Below are 17,751 nucleotides of genomic sequence, written 5' to 3'. Positions count from 1 at the left end.
ACCGGAACGCCTGCGCGAAACCGACTCCCGGCGCTACCGCGGTGTTTCAGGCAACCGCTGACGCAAGCTTCTCACCGACGGCGCGTCCACCAGGGCGCTCACCGGCAGGCGAACATCGAAGGCCGTGTTGATCGCGGCGATCGCCCGCATCGCGGCAAGTGAATCCCCGCCCAGGTCGAAGAACGAATCGTCGGCCCCTACCCGGTCTGCCTCGAGCACCTGCGCGAAGATGTCTGCCAGAAGCTGCTCGGCCAGATCGACCGGCGCGCGATAACCACCGGACGACGGGGTCGTCACAGCCCGGTTCTCCCATCCGCTGCGCTGCTGGTGATCTCCGGCGTCAAGCGAATCGATCGACGACAACGGTCGGGTCGGATCGGCGGTCATGTCCGCCAATATCCGGGTGAACCGGCTCATCAGCGTTTCGATGGTGGCCGGGTCGAACCGGTCGGTGCGGAACTGGACGCGCAGATCCAGCTCGTCGCCCGGCACCGCTTGCACCGTGAGCGGGTAGTGGTAGTAGTCGCGGACGGTGAACCCAGCGACACCCAGATCGTGGCCGCCCGACAATCCGGCGGCGTCGATCGGATAGTTCTCGAAGACGAAAACGGTGTCGAACAATCTGTTCTGCCCGGTGACACGGTGAATGTCGCTGAGCGCCAGGTGCTGATGCTCAAAGGTCTGCTCCAGCGCGCCTTGAAGCTGATCGAGCAACTCGACGGTGGTGGTTTCGGTCGCGATGCGGGCGCGCACCGGCACCGTGTTGATCGACAGGCCCACCATCGCCTCCGCACCGGCGACCTCTGCCGGCCTCCCTGAAACCACGGCGCCGAACGCGACATCGTGCTGGCCGGTCAGCCACATCAGCAGCTGCGCCCAGGCTGCCTGCAGCACAGTGTTCACGGTGATGTGCCGCGAACGCGCAAGCTCGGCCATCGCCCGGGTGGTGTCTTCCGGAACCCGGAAGGATCGGATGTCCCTGGGGCCCAAGCCCAGTCGGTCGGGTGGGCTGACCAGCGTGGGGGTATCGAAGCCGTCGAGCACCTCACGCCAGGCCGCCCGGGCGGCTTCGACGTCGCGTTCGGCCAGCCAGGAGACAAACCTGCGGTAGGGCACCGAGGCGGGCAGTCGCTGCCCGAAATAGGTGGCGAAGATCTCCCCGAGCAGGATCGGCATCGACCAGCCGTCGAGCACAATGTGGTGATTGGTCAGCACGAACCGGTGGCGCTCCTCGCCGGTGCGGGCCAGCGCCGCACGCAAGGCCGGCTGCTCTGCGAGATCGTAGACCTCGGCGCGCTCGGCGGCGCACATGCGCTGAATTCGCTCATCGACGTCGGCTTCACCACTGAGATCAAGGTATTGCCAAGAGATTTCAGGGTTGGCCGGGATGACTTGTACTGGTTCGTCGCCGAGGTGGTGGTGGAAACGAGCAGCCAGGTTCGGGTGCCGGTTGACGACGGTTTGCACCGCGTCATGTAGCCGCTCGGCGTCCAAGGGGCCGGTGACGGTGAAGTCCAGTTGCACGGCGTAGACGTCGTCCTCGTCGCCCGCCGCAGTCAAGGCGTGGAACAGCAAGCCCCGTTGCAGCGAGGTCAGCGGCAATACGTCAGCCACGTCGTAGCGTTGGGCCAGCGCTTCGATCTGGGCCTGGCTCAGCCGCGCCGGTGCGATGTCCGACGGTGTCAACCCGCCCCCGCCGTGTTGCACGTGGGCGCAGATGCCCGCCAGGGCTTCAAACCACAACCGGCTCAACCGATCGACCTGCCCATGATCAAGCGCTGAAGGCGCCCACGTCCAGGTCGCGTGCAACTGCGGACCGGTCGCGGTGTCGACCGTGGCAGCGTTCAGTTCCAAGGTGTGCATCAACGGCATCGCGATCGCCGCGGCCACACCGCTGACCGACGAACCGTCGGGCGCCAGGCGCCACAGATCCTCGGAAAGCTCGCCGGCGGCCGCACCGAGGCGCCCGAGATAGTTGAATCCGACCCGCGGATCCTCGTCGCGCAGTTGCACTTCCGGGTTCAGATACCGCAGCAGCCCATATGTGAGTCCGTCGGGCAGGGCCCGCAGCTGTTCTTTGGCGGCCTTGAGCACCGCCCCCAGGCCGGGATCACCGCCACGCACCTCGGCCCAGTCCAGTCCACCCACGTTGAGCGCGACCGGATATTTCGTGGTGAACCAGCCCACCGTGTGCGACAGGTCCACCTCGTCACCCAGCTCCTCGTGACGGCCGTGGCCTTCGACGTCGATGCCCACCGGAGCGGTATCGGCATCGACGAACTCGGCCAGCGCGAGTCCCAATGCGATCAACAAGATGTCGTTGATTCCGGCATGGAACGCCGCGGGCACCTCGCCGAGCAACAACCGGGTGGTCTCGGTGTCCAACGGCACCGTCAGGTTCCCCGCATTGGCGAAGGTATCCACCGAAGGCACGACCGCCGGCAACAACGCAGGCGCCGACGCCACCTGTCGCCACGCATCGGCGGTAGCGACGACCTGTTCGTCGCGGGCGTGTTCGGCCAGCAGCGCCGACCACCGCGCAAACGAAGTTCCGGACCCAGGCAATTCCACCGGCCGCCCAGCACGATGAGATGCCCAAGCGAAGTTGATGTCTTCCAACAGGATTCGCCAGGACACGCCATCGACCGCGAGGTGGTGCACGATCAACACCAACTGACTCGTGGAGGCGACCCACAGCGCGCTGAGCATCCTCCCCGCGGTCGGGTTCAGCCGCGACCGCGCGGCCACCAAGGCCGCGTCCGAGAACGCATCCACGGCGTGCACGCACTCATCCGCGCGCACCTCGACCGACTCGGGCACCTGCAACGACCAGCCGCCGGCCCCATCGTCGTCGACCCGCAGCCGCAGCATGGCATGGCGATCCAGCAACGCTTGCACCAGCACCACGACGTCGCCCCGGTCCGCCGTGTCGGGGGCCTGCAAGACCACCGTCTGGTTGAACTCTCCGGTCGGGCCGTCGACCTCCTGCAACCACCGCACGATCGGTGTGCCCACCACCGGCCCGACGCCCTCGTCGATCACACCGGCAGCAGCCCCGTCTGCCGTGCGCGCCACCCGGGCCAGCCTGGCCACGGTCTGCTCGACGAACACATCGCGCGGACGGCACAGCACCCCGGCGGCGCGGGCCCGCGAAACCACCTGCATCGACAGAATGCTGTCCCCGCCGAGTTCGAAGAACGACTCGTCGACCCCGACCCGCTCCAGCCCCAGCACCTGGGCGTAGATACCGGCCAAGACCTCTTCTACCGCAGTGGCGGGAGCGCGATAACGATCCGTATCGCTGTACTCCGGAGCCGGCAACGCCCTCGTGTCCAGCTTGCCGTTGACCGTCAACGGCAACGACTCGAGCACCACCACCGCCGCGGGCACCATGTAGCTGGGCAACCGCTGCGCCAACGCCGCACGCAGCTCCGCCGCATCCACCGTTCCGGTGGCATACCCCACCAGGCGCTTATCGCCGGGACGGTCCTCGCGCGCGATCACGACCGCCTGCTGCACGCCGTCCAGTCCGGCGAGAGTCGCCTGCACCTCGCCCAACTCGATGCGGTATCCGCGGATCTTGACCTGCTCGTCGATGCGGCCGACATACTGCAACTGCCCGTCGGCGCCCCAACGCACCAAATCGCCGGTGCGATACATCCGCGCTCCGGCCCCCGCGAACGGGCACGCCACAAACCGCGACGCGGTGAGCCCTGCCCGCCCGACATAGCCGTGAGCCAATCCGCCGCCGGCGACATACAACTCACCGACCACACCGGCGGGTACCGCACGTAACGAGCCGTCGAGAACGAAAAAGCCCAAATGCGTCAACGGCACACCGATCGGGCTGACCGCGCGCTCGATGTCAGCCTCGGTGATCTCCCTGAACGAGGCATGGACCGTCGTCTCGGTGATTCCGTACATATTGATCAACCGCGGTGAGCCCGCATGCGACTGCATCCACGGCCCCAGCCGCGCGGGCTCCAAGGCCTCTCCACCGAAAACCACCGTCTGCAGCTTCAACTGCTGGCCGAGCTCCGGCTGCAGACCGTTGGCAGCCTGCAGCGCATAGAAGGCCGACGGGGTCTGGCTCAACACGCCGACCTGCTCACTGACCAGCAACGCCAGCAGCTCTTCCGGGGAGCGCACCACCGTGTCGGGCACGATCACCACCCGACCGCCGCGCAGCAGCGCCCCCCAGATCTCCCACACCGAGAAGTCGAACGCCAACGAATGACACTGCGTCCACGCCTGACCCGCCAACTCCAGATCGGCATCCAGTGTGTCCAACAGCTGCACGACGTTGCGGTGGGGAACGGCAACGCCCTTGGGCACACCCGTAGTTCCCGACGTATAGATCACATACGCCAGATCTTCGGGGCTCGCCGCCGAGAAGGATTCTTCAGCAACGGAATTCGAATCCAACGGCGCATCGGCGATGTCGATGACCACTGCGCTACGGCCGTCCACCCGCGACCGCAGGTCCGCGGTCGTGACCACTGCCACCGGCGCGGCGTCACCCAGGACAAACTCGGTGCGCGCCTCAGGATGTGCCGGATCCATCGGCACATATCCCGCACCACACTTGAGTACCGCCAGCATCGCCAAGACCGCATCGACCGACCGCGGCAACAACAACCCCACCCGGTCACCGCGACCCACACCTGCGGCGGTCAACGCCCGTGCCAGGTTCGACGACGCCGCATCCAACTCGGCGTAGGTCAACGAGCGACCGTCACCCGACACCGCCACCGCCTCCGGTGACCGCGCGACTTGACCGGCGAAGAGTGCGGGAATCGACTCCGAAACCGACGGCTGCTCGGTCAACGCGGCCCGATTGCCCCACCCGAACAACTGGGCATGCTCCCCGGCATCGAGAACATCCACCGTCGACAAGCGGACGCTCTGGTCGGCCGTTATCGCTTCCAGTACCAGCCGTAGCCGCGCAACCAGCACCTCGATGCTGGCCGCGTCGAACACATCGGTGCGGAACTCCACGTCGCCGCCGATTCCGGCGGGTTCGCCCGACTCGGTCCAGCGTTCAGCCAGGCCGAATGTCAGGTCCATGCGGGCGGTGTTCGTGTCCGCCGGCAGCGAGTTGATCTGCAGATCGCCCAAGTCCAGTGAGGAGGTCGGACCGAACGACTGCCCGGCGAAGTGCCAGGACAACATCACCTGGATCAGCGGGGAGTGAGCGAGGCTTCGGACGGGGTTGAGTCGCTCCACCAGTACCTCGAAGGGCACATCCTGGTGTTCGTAGGCGGCCAGGCTTCGCGTTCGAACGTGCTCCAGCAGTTCGGCGACGGTGGGGTCGCCGGCCAGATCGACCCGCAGCACCAAGGTGTTGACGAAGAAGCCGACCAACTCATCGAGTGCGGGGTCGCGCCGCCCGGCGATTGGAAACCCGACGGCCACATCGGTGCTGGCACTGACTTTCGACAACAGCGCCGCAAGGGCGGCCTGGACCACCATGAAGCTCGTGGTGTGGTGCTCACGGGCCACCGCAGCGACCCGGTCCTGCAGTTCGGCGGGCCAATCCACGGCCACCCGGTCGCCGCGATGATCGGCGACAGCCGGGTAGGGCCGGTCGGTCGGCAACTGCAGGCGTTCGGGCAATCCCGCCAACGCGTCATCCCAGAACGCCAACTGGCCGGCGATGCGGCTGTCCGGATCGTCGAGGTCACCGAACTGGTCGCGTTGCCACAGCGTGTAGTCGACATACTGCACCGGCAACGGCGCCCAGTTGGGGTCGTGCCCCTCACTCCGGCTGGCATAGGCCACTCCGAGATCCCGCATCAGCGGCGCGATGGACCAACCGTCGGCGGCAATGTGGTGCACGACCGCCACCGCCACATGCTCGTCATCGGCGACCCGGAAAAGCTGTGCCCGCATGGGGATTTCGGAGGCCAGGTTGAAGGTGTAGGAAGCCGCGACGTTGACCGCCTCGCGCAACTCGTCCGTCGACCAGCCGGTGGCATCGATTACCTGCCAAGCCAAGTCGGCCTGCTCGGCCGGCAACACCAGCTGCTGGGGCGCCCCGTCGACCATCGCGAACAGGGTGCGCAGGCTCTCGTGACGGGCGACCACGTCGGTGAGCGCTTGGCGCAACGCCTCGACGTCAAGGCGACCGCGGAGCTGCAGTGCCACCGCCATGTTGTAAATCGCTGAGGGACCCTGCAATTGGTCGAGGAACCACAACCGCTTCTGAGCGAACGACAACGGAACTTCCGTCGGACGTTCCACTGGCTTCAAGGGTTCGAGCCGGGCGGAATCCGCACCGATGCGGGGGGCCAACTGAGCCACCGTCGGCGCCTCGAACACGGTCCGCACCGACAAGTCGCCATCGAGACTGCTGTTGACTGCGGCGATCAGGCGCATCGCCGATAGGGAATCGCCGCCGAGATCGAAGAAGGAGTCGTCGATGCCGACGCGTTCGACATCGAGGACCTGGGCGTAAATACCGGCCAGCAGTTCTTCGACCGCGGTGGTGGGGGCGCGGTACTGGTCGGTGTCGCTGTACGCCGGGGCGGGCAGCGCGCGGGTGTCGAGCTTGTTGTTGACCGTCAACGGCAACGCCTCGAGCATCACCACCGCCGCAGGCACCATATAGCCGGGCAGCCGCTCAGCAAGCGCAGCGCGCACCGTACTCGGATTGGCGGTGCCAGTTATGTAGGCCACCAGACGCTTGTCGCCGGGGCGGTCTTCCCGCGCGATCACCGCCGCCTCGGCTACCCCATCAAGCGAAGCCACCGCGGCCTGAATTTCGCCGAGTTCGATGCGGTAGCCGCGGATCTTGACCTGCTCATCGATGCGGCCCAGATACTGCAATTGCCCATCCGCGCCCCAGCGCACCAGATCCCCGGTCCGATACATCCGCTTCCCCGCACCGCCGAACGGGCAGGCCACAAACCGCGACGCCGTCAACCCGCCTCGGCGCACGTAACCCACACCGACTCCGGCGCCGGCCACATACAATTCCCCGGCCACCCCCGCCGGCACCTGGCGCAACAACCCGTCCAGCACAAACAACGCCGCACCCGACACCGGCGACCCGATCGGCACCACGCCCGATCCGGCCGCGAGCGGAGCGCTGATCGCCACACACATCGTGGTCTCGGTCGGACCGTAGGCGTTGAGCATCAGCCGCCCCGGCGCCCACCGATCCACCACCTCTGGCGGACAGGCCTCACCGGCCATCACCAACGCCGTGCCGGCCAACCGCTGCGCGGAGAGCATCTTGACCGCCGACGGGGTCTGGGTCAGCACACTGACCCCCTCGCCGACCAACATTTCTTGGAAGTCCTGCGGCGACGCGGTCACCTCTTCAGGCACCACCACCAAACGCCCACCGCGAAGCAACGCGCCAAAGATCTCCCACACAGAGACGTCAAAAGCCAACGAATGACACAGCGGCCACACCCCAGCCGCCGGCAATCCCGCATCCAAACTCGCCAACAACTGCGTCACATTGCGATGAGAGACCGCCACCCCTTTGGGCACACCCGTAGTCCCCGACGTGTAAATCACGTACGCCACATCATCGGCAGCCGGCGTCGGCAAACTGATCTCGGGCGCAGAACCAACAGCGAGAGCGTCGATATCGATGACCGCCACGTCGAACCCGTCGAGCTGTGAGCGCAGTCCGGCGGTGGTGATCACCGCCGCCGGCGCGGCATCGCCCACCACGAACTCGATGCGCGCCGGGGGCACCCCCGCATCAATCGGCACATAGGCGGCCCCGGCCTTGACCACCCCCAGCATCGCCACCACAGCCGACGCCGACCGCGGCAACAACAGCGCCACCGAGTCGCCCGGTCCCACCCCATGGCCGACCAACAGACGAGCCAACCGATCAGAGGCCACATCCACTTCGCGGTACGTCAACTCGACGCCACCGCCACTGATCGCCACCGCCTCAGGCGCCCGCGACACCTGGTCGCCGAACAGATCCGGAATCGACATCGGCGCGCTCACCGGACGGTTCATCACCGCGCGGTTCGCCCATCCATCGAGCAGGGCGCGCTCACCGCCATCGAGAAGGTCCACCGAAGAGAGCCGCCGGGTTGGGTCGGCGGTGATCGCCACCAGCACCCGCCGTAACCGCTCGACCAGCGCCTCGATGCTGGCCGCGTCGAAAACATCGGTGCGGAATTCCACCTCGCCGCCGATCCCGGCGAGTGACCCGTCCTCGCTCCACCGCTCGGCCAGCGTGAACGCCAGATCCATTCGTACGGTGCGCACGTCGACTGGAATCGGGGTCGCTTGCAGATCGCCGAGGGCCAGCGCCGCGGGTTGGTTGTTCTGCCAAGCCAACATCACCTGAACCAACGGGTGGTGGGTCAGATTGCGGATGGGGTTGAGCCGCTCCACCAGCACCTCGAACGGCACGTCCTGGTGCTCATAGGCGGCGACGCTGCGCGTCCGCACGTGGCTCAGCACCTCGGCGACGGTGGGGTTACCGGTCAACTCCACCCGGAGCACCAAGGTGTTGACGAAAAAGCCGACCAACTGGTCGAGGGCGGGATCGCGCCGCCCGGCAACCGGGAAGCCAACGGCCACATCGGAACTGCCGCTCAGCTTCGACAACACCACCGCCAACGCGGCCTGCACCACCATGAAACTGGTCGCGTCGTGCTCGCGGGCCACCCGGGCAATCCGCTCATGGAGCTCGGCCGGCCAGTCGACTGCGATCCGCGCGCCGCGGTTGTCGGCCACCGGCGGATAGGGCCGATCAGTCGGCAGCTCAAGGCGTTCGGGCATCCCGGCCAGCGTTTGCTCCCAGTAGGACGCCTGTGCGGCGATGGCACTGTCCGGATCGTCGAGATCACCCAACTCGTCGCGCTGCCACAGCGTGTAATCGACGTACTGAACCGGCAACGGCGCCCAGCCAGGGATCCGTCCGGCGCATCGACTGCCGTAAGCGACACTCAGATCACGCGCCAGCGGGGTGATCGACCAGCCGTCGGCGGCGATGTGGTGCACCACGATCGCGAGCACATGCTCGTCGTCTGCGATGCGGAAAAGCGTTGCTCGCAAAGGAATCTCGGCAGCCAGATCGAACGGGTGATGCGCGACCTCGCCGATGGCGTCGTTGAGCCGCCCGGCCGGCCAGTCGCGGGCATCGATCACTTGCCAGCCGAAATCAGCTTGCTCGGCGGGCACCACCAGTTGCTGGGGTTCGGTCGCGGGGAACCGTGTGCGCAGGCTCTCATGGCGGTCCACCACATCGGCCAGCGCCTGCCCCAAGGCGTCCGCGTCGAGTTCTCCGCTGATGCGCAGTGCCGTCGCCATGTTGTAGATCGGCGATGGGCCCTGCAACTGGCCAAGGAACCACAACCGCTGCTGGGCGAACGACAACGGAATCACCGCGGGGCGCTCCATGGGCACCAACGGCGCCCGCCGCTCTCCTTCCGCACCGATATGGGGAGCCAGCTGGGCAACGGTGGGCGCCTCGAAGATGGCGCGCACTGAAAGATCGGCGTCGAGGCCGTTGTTGATGGCGGCGACCAAGCGCATCGCCGACAGGGAATCCCCGCCCAGGTCGAAGAACGAGTCGTCCACACCGACCCGCTCCACGCCGAGCACCTGGGCGTAGATACCGGCCAGGAGCTCCTCGACCGCGGTCGCCGGAGGACGATACCGATCCACGCCGCTGAACTCCGGTGCCGGCAATGCGCGCCTGTCGAGTTTGCCGTTGACCGTCAGCGGCAACGCGTCGAGCACCACCACCGCCGCCGGCACCATGTAGCTCGGCAGCCGTTCGCCCAGTGCGGCGCGGACTGCGGACGGGTCCAACGCCGCGTCCACCGATTCGGTGACATATCCCACCAGGCGCTTGTCGCCGGGCCGGTCCTCGCGGGCGATCACCACCGCCTGCTTCACTCCGTCCTGCGCGGCCAGCGCGGCCTGAACTTCACCGAGTTCGATGCGGTAGCCGCGGATCTTGACCTGCTCATCGGAGCGGCCCAGATACTGCAGCTGCCCGTCATCGCCCCAGCAGGCCAGATCTCCGGTTCGATACATGCGTTGTCCCGGCGTCCCGGCGCAGCCGGACGGAGATGCCACGAACCGCGACGCCGTCAACGGACCGCGACGCCAATACCCGGCTCCCAGCCCCGCACCGGCCACATACAACTCACCGACCACACCGACGGGCGCTGGGCGCAACCACCCATCGAGCACAAAGAACGCGAGATGGTCCAACGGCACACCGACAGGGCTGACAGCTTTGTCGGCATCGGCTTCGACGATCTCGCGGAACGAGGCGTGCACCGTCGTCTCCGTAGTGCCATACATGTTGATCAGGCGCGGCGTCCCAGGATGATTCTCCAGCCACGCCCGAAGACGTTGCGGTTCAAGTGCTTCGCCGGCGAACACCACAGCTTGGAGCTTCAACTGCTGTCCCAGCTCCGGCTGTAGCGCAATGCCGGTCTGCAGCGCATAGAACGCCGAGGGCGTCTGGCTCAAGATGCTGACCTGTTCGGTCACCAGCAGCGCGAGGAAGTCTTCGGGAGAGCGGACCACCGATTCGGGCACGACGGCCAGCCGTCCGCCACGTAGCAGCGCACCCCAGATTTCCCACACCGAGACGTCGAAGGCCAGTGAATGCCATTGCGACCACACCTGTCCCGCGAGTTCGAGGTCGGAATCCACGGCGTCCAGAAGCTGGATCACATTGCGGTGGGTGATCGCCACGCCCTTCGGCGTACCGGTGGTGCCCGAGGTGTATATCAGGTAGGCGATCTCGTCGGGACTCGGCGCCGCCAGGCCGGTGCTTGGTTGGTCGTCGACCGCGGGGTCATCGATATCGATGATCAGCAGGCCACGGCCGTCCAGCCGTGACCGCAGATCCGTTGTCGTGACGGCGGCGATCGGTGCGGCGTCCTCGAGCATGAAGCTGATCCGCGCTTCGGGGTGCGCGGGATCGATGGGGAGGTAGGCCGCGCCGGTCTTGAGTACCGCCAGGATCGTCACGATCGCCTCGGCCGACCGCGGCAACAGCAAGGCCACACGCTCACCGGGCCGTGCGCCATGGCGGGCCAGCAAGTGCGCCAATCGGTTCGCCGATTCGTCGAGCTGCCGGTAGGTCAGCGACCGGCCATCGAAAGTCAGCGCAGTGGCCTCCGGGCCGCGCGCCACCTGCGCGGCGAACAACGCCGGAATCGAGACCGACCTGGCGATCGGCTCGCTCAACACCACCCGATTTCCCCACTCACCCAGACGGGTGAGTTCGGTGTCGTCGAGCACGTCGATCGACGACAGCCGCCGCGCGGGATCAGCGGTCATCGCCGACAGCATCCGTTCGAACCGCTCGATCAGCGTTTCGACGCCTCGGGCGTCGAACACTTCGGTGTCGAATTCGATGCGAAGACCCAATTCGTTGCCCGGAATGGCTTGCACCGCAAGCGGATAGTGATTGTATTCGCGGCTGACGAATTCGGAGATGGAAAGGCCCTCGATGCTCGAGAACGCGGCGGAGTCGAGGGGGTAGTTCTCGTAGACGAAAAGGGTGTCAAACAGCTGCTCGTGTCCGGTGACGCGGTGAATGTCACTCAACGCGAGGTACTGATGCTCGAGGGTGTGGTTGTAGGCCGCGTGCAGCTCGTCCAGCAGGTCGGCGGTAGTGGTCGCCGACGTGACGCGCGTTCGGACCGGCACCGTGTTGATCATCAACCCGACCATCGATTCCGCACCGACCACCTCGGTCGGTCGCCCGGAAACCGTTGTCCCGAAAGCGACGTCGTGTTGCCCGGTCATTTGGGTGAGCAACTGGCCGAACGCCGCCTGCAGAACGGTGTTGACCGTGGTGTGGCGTGAACGTGCCAGCTCATTCACCGCTCGGGTGACGTCTTCTGCGACCCGAGCCGAAACCACGCTTCGTCGGCCCAGCCCACGGCCCTGCGGCCCCACCAGTGTCGGAGTGTCGTAACCGTCGAACGCTTCACGCCAAGCAGATTCGGCGGCGTCGACATCTCTTTCCGCCAGCCAGCTGACGAACTTCCGATAAGGAACCGCCGCCGGCAGGCGCTGTCCGTGGTAGCCGGCGAAGATCTCTTGCAGGAGAATCGGAAGCGACCAGCCGTCGAGCACGATGTGATGATTGGTCAGCACGAACCGGTGCTGTTGGTCTCCGGTACGGATCAATGCCGCCCGGAACGGCGGCTGCTCGGCCAGGTCGCAGACGGCGGCGCGTTCGGCGGCGCACAAACGGTGAATCTGCTCGTCGGCGTCGCCTGCGGCACGGAGATCCAGATTTTGCCAGGGCACTGCCGGATCCGCCGGAATGATCTGCACCGGCTCGCTGAACCGATCGACGAACCGCGCCACCAGGTTCGGATGCCGGGTGGCCACAGCGTGCACCGCATCGCGTAACCGCTCGGCATCCAGCGGGCCGGCCAAAGTGATGTCCAGCTGCATGCCATACACGTGGTCGTCAGTGCCTGCCGCGGTGATCGCGTGAAACAGCAAGCCCTGCTGCAGAGGTGTGAGCGGCAGGATATCGGCGACTCGGAATCGCTTCTGTAGCTCGTCGATCTGTTGTTGACGGAGTCGAGCCGGGTCGATGTCGGACGGGGTCAAGCCGCCGCCGCCGTTGCCGACATGCGTGCAGATCCCGCCCAGCGCTTCAAACCACAACCGGCTCAACCGACTTACCCGGTCGCGGTCCAGCGCTGACGGCGCCCACGTCCAGGTGGCGTGCAACTGTGGGCCCGCCTCGGTGTCGATGGTGCTGGCGTTCAGCTCGACGGTGTGCATCAACGGCATCGGGATAGACGCCATCGTGCCGGACAGCGACAATCCGTCCGGGCGAATCTGCCACGCATCATCGTGAGAGGCGGAATCACCCACGGGGCCAAGGCGTCCCAAGTAATTGAATCCGATCGGCGGGTCTGCCACGGCCAGATCGACGTGGTTGTTCAGGTAACGCAGAAGCCCGTAGGTCAGATCGTCGGGCAGGGCCCGCAGCTGTTCCTTGGCGTCCTTGACCAGTGCACCCACCGCCGCCTCTCCGGCGATCACCTGTGCCCAGTCGAGTGCTTCAACCCTCAGCGACACGGGATATTTGGTGGTGAACCACCCGACGGTATGCGACAGGTCGATATCGTCTGCCAGGTCCTCGTTGCGTCCGTGACCCTCGACGTCGATGCCGATCGGAGCTGAGCCGGCGGCATCCAGGAACTCCGCCACCGCTAAACCGAATGCGATCAACAGAATGTCGTGAACCCCGGCATTGAACGCCGCAGGCACCTCACTCAGAAGCATCCGGGTCGTCTCGGCATTCAGGGTCACCGACAACGATTCAGCGGTTTCATAGGTGTCCACTGCTGGTCTCACCGCAGGCAACAGCGCCGGCGCCGACGCCACGTGTTGCCACGCCGGCGCGGTGGCCACCACATCGGGGTGGTGGGCGTGTTCTGCCAGCAGCGCCGCCCAGCGGGCGAACGACGTACCCGACGTCGGCAAGGCCAGCGGCCGGCCCCCGCGCAGTTGCGCCCAGGCGGTATTCAGGTCTTCCAAGAGGATTCGCCATGACACGCCATCGACAGCGAGATGGTGGATGATCAACACGAGCTGATTCGTGGAATTCGCCCACAGCGCGCTCAGCATTGAACCCGCCGCCGGGTTCAGCCGTGACCGCGCCTCGAGCAAAGCCTCTTCGGACAGCACCTCGACCGATTGCAGTACCCGCGAAGCGTCTACCGACCCCGCTCCGGGCGCCAGCAACGACCAGCCCGCGGCGCCGTCGTCTTCGACGCGGAGCCGCAGCATGGCATGCCGGTCAAGCAACGCCTGCAAGAGCACGAGCACGTCGGATTGGCTGATCCCCGCCGGAGCCTGTAACAACACCGTCTGGTTGAACTGCTCCACTGGTCCGTCGACGCTGTGCAGCCACGACATGATCGGCGTCGAGTCCACCGGACCGACACCCTCATCGATGACGCCGCTGGCAGCATCGGCCTCTTTGGCCACTGCGGCCAGCCGGGCCACAGTCTGCTCGGCGAACACATCGCGGGGCCGGAACAGCACACCGGCGGCACGTGCGCGCGCCACCACCTGCATCGACAAGATGCTGTCGCCGCCGAGCTCGAAGAACGAGTCGTCGACGCCGACCTGCTCGACACCGAGCACGTGTGCGTAGATGCCCGCCAGGATTTCCTCGACTTCGTTGGCGGGGGCGCGGTAGTGATCGACATCGATGTACTCGGGTGCCGGGAGAGCGCGCTTGTCGAGCTTGCCGTTGACCGTCAACGGCAGCGCGTCGAGGAGCACCACGGCGGCTGGCACCATGTAGGCGGGCAGCCGCTCCGTCAGCTGGCCGCGTATTCCGGCTGGGTCGGCTGCACCGGTGAAGTACCCCACCAGTCGCTTGTCGCCGGGGCGGTCCTCCCGTGCGATGACCACCGCCTGCTCCACCCCGTCCAAGGCAGCCAGCGCTGCGCGCACTTCGCCGAGTTCGATGCGGTAGCCGCGGATCTTGACCTGCTCATCCGAGCGGCCCAGATACTGCAGTTGACCGTCGGCACCCCAGCTGGCGAGGTCCCCCGTGCGATACATCCGCGCGCCGGGAGTTCCGAACGGTGACGCGACGAAACGCGACGCCGTCAACGGGCCGCGACGCCAATACCCGGCACCCAGCCCGGCGCCGGCCACGTACAACTCGCCGACCACACCGACGGGCGCCGGACGCAACCACGCGTCGAGCACGAAAAACGCAAGATTGGTCAACGGCACCCCGATAGGGCTGACATGGCGGTCGGCGTCGCTCTCGCATATCTCCCGAACCGACGCGTGCACCGTCGTCTCCGTGGTGCCGTACATGTTGATCAGCCGCGGTGACTCTGGGTGATTGTTCAGCCAGCTCCGAAGACGTTGCGGTTCAAGCGCTTCGCCGGCAAAGACCACTGCCTCGAGTTCGAGCTGCTGGCCCAGTTCGTGTGCCAGCGCATCGGCGGTTTGCAACGCGTAGAAGGCCGAGGGGGTCTGGCTCAAGACGGTGACACGTTCGCGGACCAGCAGCGCGAGGAAGTCTTCCGGTGAGCGGACCACCGATTCGGGCACGATCGCCAGCCGTCCGCCACGTAGCAGTGCGCCGAAGATCTCCCACACCGAGACGTCGAACGCCAGCGAATGCCATTGCGACCACACCTGTTTCGGCGCCAGGTCCAGGTCGGTCTCTAAGCATTCGAACAGCTGGATGACGTTGTGGTGGGTGATCGCCACCCCTTTGGGCACCCCGGTGGTGCCGGAGGTGTAGATGAAGTAGGCGATGTTGTCCGGGCTCGGCGGCGGCAGCACAAAGGTGGCTTGAGAGTCTGCTCCGGCCTCATTGATGTCGATGACGAGCAGCTCGTGCTCGTCGAGCCGCGACCGCAGATCGGCTGTCGTGACGGCGGCGATCGGTGCGGCGTCCTCGAGCATGAAGCTGATCCGCGCTTCGGGGTGTGCGGGATCGATCGGCAGATAGGCAGCGCCGGTCTTGAGCACCGCAAGGATCGCCACGATCGCTTCGATGGAGCGGGGAAACAGAATCGCTACCGATTGCCCCGGCCCCGCACCTCGAACGGCCAAAAGGTGGGCCAAGCGGTCCGTGGCTTCGTCCAACTCACGGTAGGTCAATACAGAATCCTGGCAGGTGACAGCCACTGCCTCAGGGGCTTCCGCAACCCGCGCGGCGAACATCTCCGGAATCGAGACCGGCCTCGCCGCCGAACGGACCAGTCCCGCCTCGTTGCCCCAGCCGTTCAGTTGCGCATGCTCGGCCTCGTCGACGACGTCGATCAACGAGATCGCTCCTGCGGGATCCGTCGTCATCGCCATCAAGATCTGTTGCAACCGCGCCGCCAGGTCCGCGACGCCGAGGTTCGCGAACGGCTGCCCAGAACTCACCGAATGCAGATGGATCTGGCCACCGGCGCTCAAGAAGAACAACCCGAAGTAATCGACGCGGCCAAATCGCGTAACCGAACCCGATGCAGGTGCGTCAGCAAAAGGCACCGCAGTCAGCGAAGGAATGAAGTTGATACCCACCCGCTGGGGCGACTTCCTCGGGCCGCCCGCGTTTGCCTTGCGCTCGAGGGCATGAACCGGGAAACGCTGGTGTTGCACCGCCTCGCGGATCCGGGCGTCGACATACTCACAAAATGCAGCGACCGACGAGCCGGGTGAAACGGTCAGAACCAACGGCACGATCCCGGAAACCATCGCGGGAAACGTGAAGGACTCCGGACTTGTCCGCCGATTGACCGGGAAATCAAGCACCACTTGCGAGCCCTCGGCGCGCCACCCACGCACCAACAACGCGCAGGCGGCGGTGATCACCGATGACCGGCGCATGCCCAAAGAGTCGGATAACTCATGGACCCGTTGGACAACCGACGGGTCCAATTGAACTGATTCAGAAACCGTGCATGAACCGCCTTCGTCCGCATCCGTCAGGTATTGCGGAGTTTCGGGTGGAAGATTTTTGCTCCAATACGCCAAGTCTTTGGAATATTCCTCAGACGCTTCGTATTCAGTTTCCCACGAAACCAGATCCTTTAAGGAGCCAAAAAATGGAGGCGGTACCGGCGTGCCGGAAATGAGCGAAGAATAGACGGCGGCAACCCGATTGGCGAAAAGAATGCCACCGAATCCATCGGCGACCAGGTGATGTAAGCACACGAACCAGTAGAATTGGTCGGGCCGCGTCCGGAATAACGCAAATTTGAATAGCGGCCCAGTCGCGGGCATTGGCGTCGACCGGATCAATTCGGCCAGTCGGTACGCCTCCTGCACGGGATTCTGTAAGTGCGTGAGATCGTGGACAGGAAGTTCGACATCGGGGTTGTCGACGGGCCGCTGCAAGACCCGACCATCCACCTCGTAAAACACGGCCCTGATCGGCTCGGCTTCTACCAAGGCAAGGCGAATCGCCTGTTCGAGCACGTCCGGCTCTATTGCGCCCTCGATTATGTCGAACGCGACGATGTGCCACTCCGGGTCGAATTCGCCGGTTTCCTGCGCAAGCCAGATGTCCAGCTGTCCGCGGGTTAGCGGAAGCGCCCCGTCAGCGAACTCCATCGGACTCCCTCATACTCTGGCTTTATCTGGACCTCAGCCCGCTGAGAGCCGCTCGCGAAGGCTCTTCGGTCGTATGTCGGTCCAATTCTGTTCGATGTAGTCCAGACAAGCGCCGCGGTCCGCTTCGCCGTAAACCACCCGCCAGCCGGCTGGAACATCGGCAAAAGTCGGCCACAGACTGTGTTGCTCCTCGTCGTTCACCAGAACGAGGAAACTGCCCTTGTCGTCATCGAACGGATTGGTGCTCACAGTCCTCCAGACTGATAGTCGACGTCAGTGAAGCCGTTCAAACCTTACTGCCGGCCCATCCGGGCCGGTACCAAGATCGGCAAAGTTTCTAGCGGGTCTTCCAACGTGGCTCCCCTAAGCAGTTCTGCAGTGGATCCGAGACTACGGAGTCGAACAATGGCGGCTCCCGATCCTCTGACCTGCGACGATGCACACGAAATTATCGCTTTTTGCTTTTGAACAGGCGCGGGCCCTCCGAGCTAGACGAACGTTTCCCCGACGCCCAGAGCGAACAATACCTTGACCGCGCTAGTCATGCCAAACTGTGGCTCCACGCCGCAACTGGGTATTTGACGAGCGATGATGTCTTCATCGACCTCATAAATTCGAATGAAATCATTCATCGGCGACCGCTTGCGACGATCGCAACGTCCTCGTAACGAACCGTTCGCTGGTAGTTCA

Annotated in this window: 2 protein-coding genes; both read right to left on the bottom strand. The window is 65.4% G+C overall.

Features of this window, described 5'->3' with window-relative positions; all coding sequences use genetic code 11:
• Positions 1-33: 33 nt before the first annotated feature.
• Complete coding sequence (locus tag AU185_RS21835) at positions 34-17,061, bottom strand: non-ribosomal peptide synthetase (protein ID WP_082684022.1); 17,028 nt, start codon at positions 17,059-17,061, stop codon at positions 34-36.
• 33 nt (positions 17,062-17,094) lie between these two features.
• Positions 17,095-17,310, bottom strand: a complete 216-nt coding sequence (locus AU185_RS21825) for an MbtH family protein (protein WP_059098218.1) — start codon at positions 17,308-17,310, stop codon at positions 17,095-17,097.
• Positions 17,311-17,751 lie beyond the last annotated feature (441 nt).

This window comes from Mycobacterium sp. GA-0227b, from assembly GCF_001499855.1.
Lineage (GTDB): Bacteria > Actinomycetota > Actinomycetes > Mycobacteriales > Mycobacteriaceae > Mycobacterium.
The sequence above is the reverse complement of the archived record's forward strand: the minus strand, read 5'-3'. Positions and strand labels throughout refer to the sequence as shown.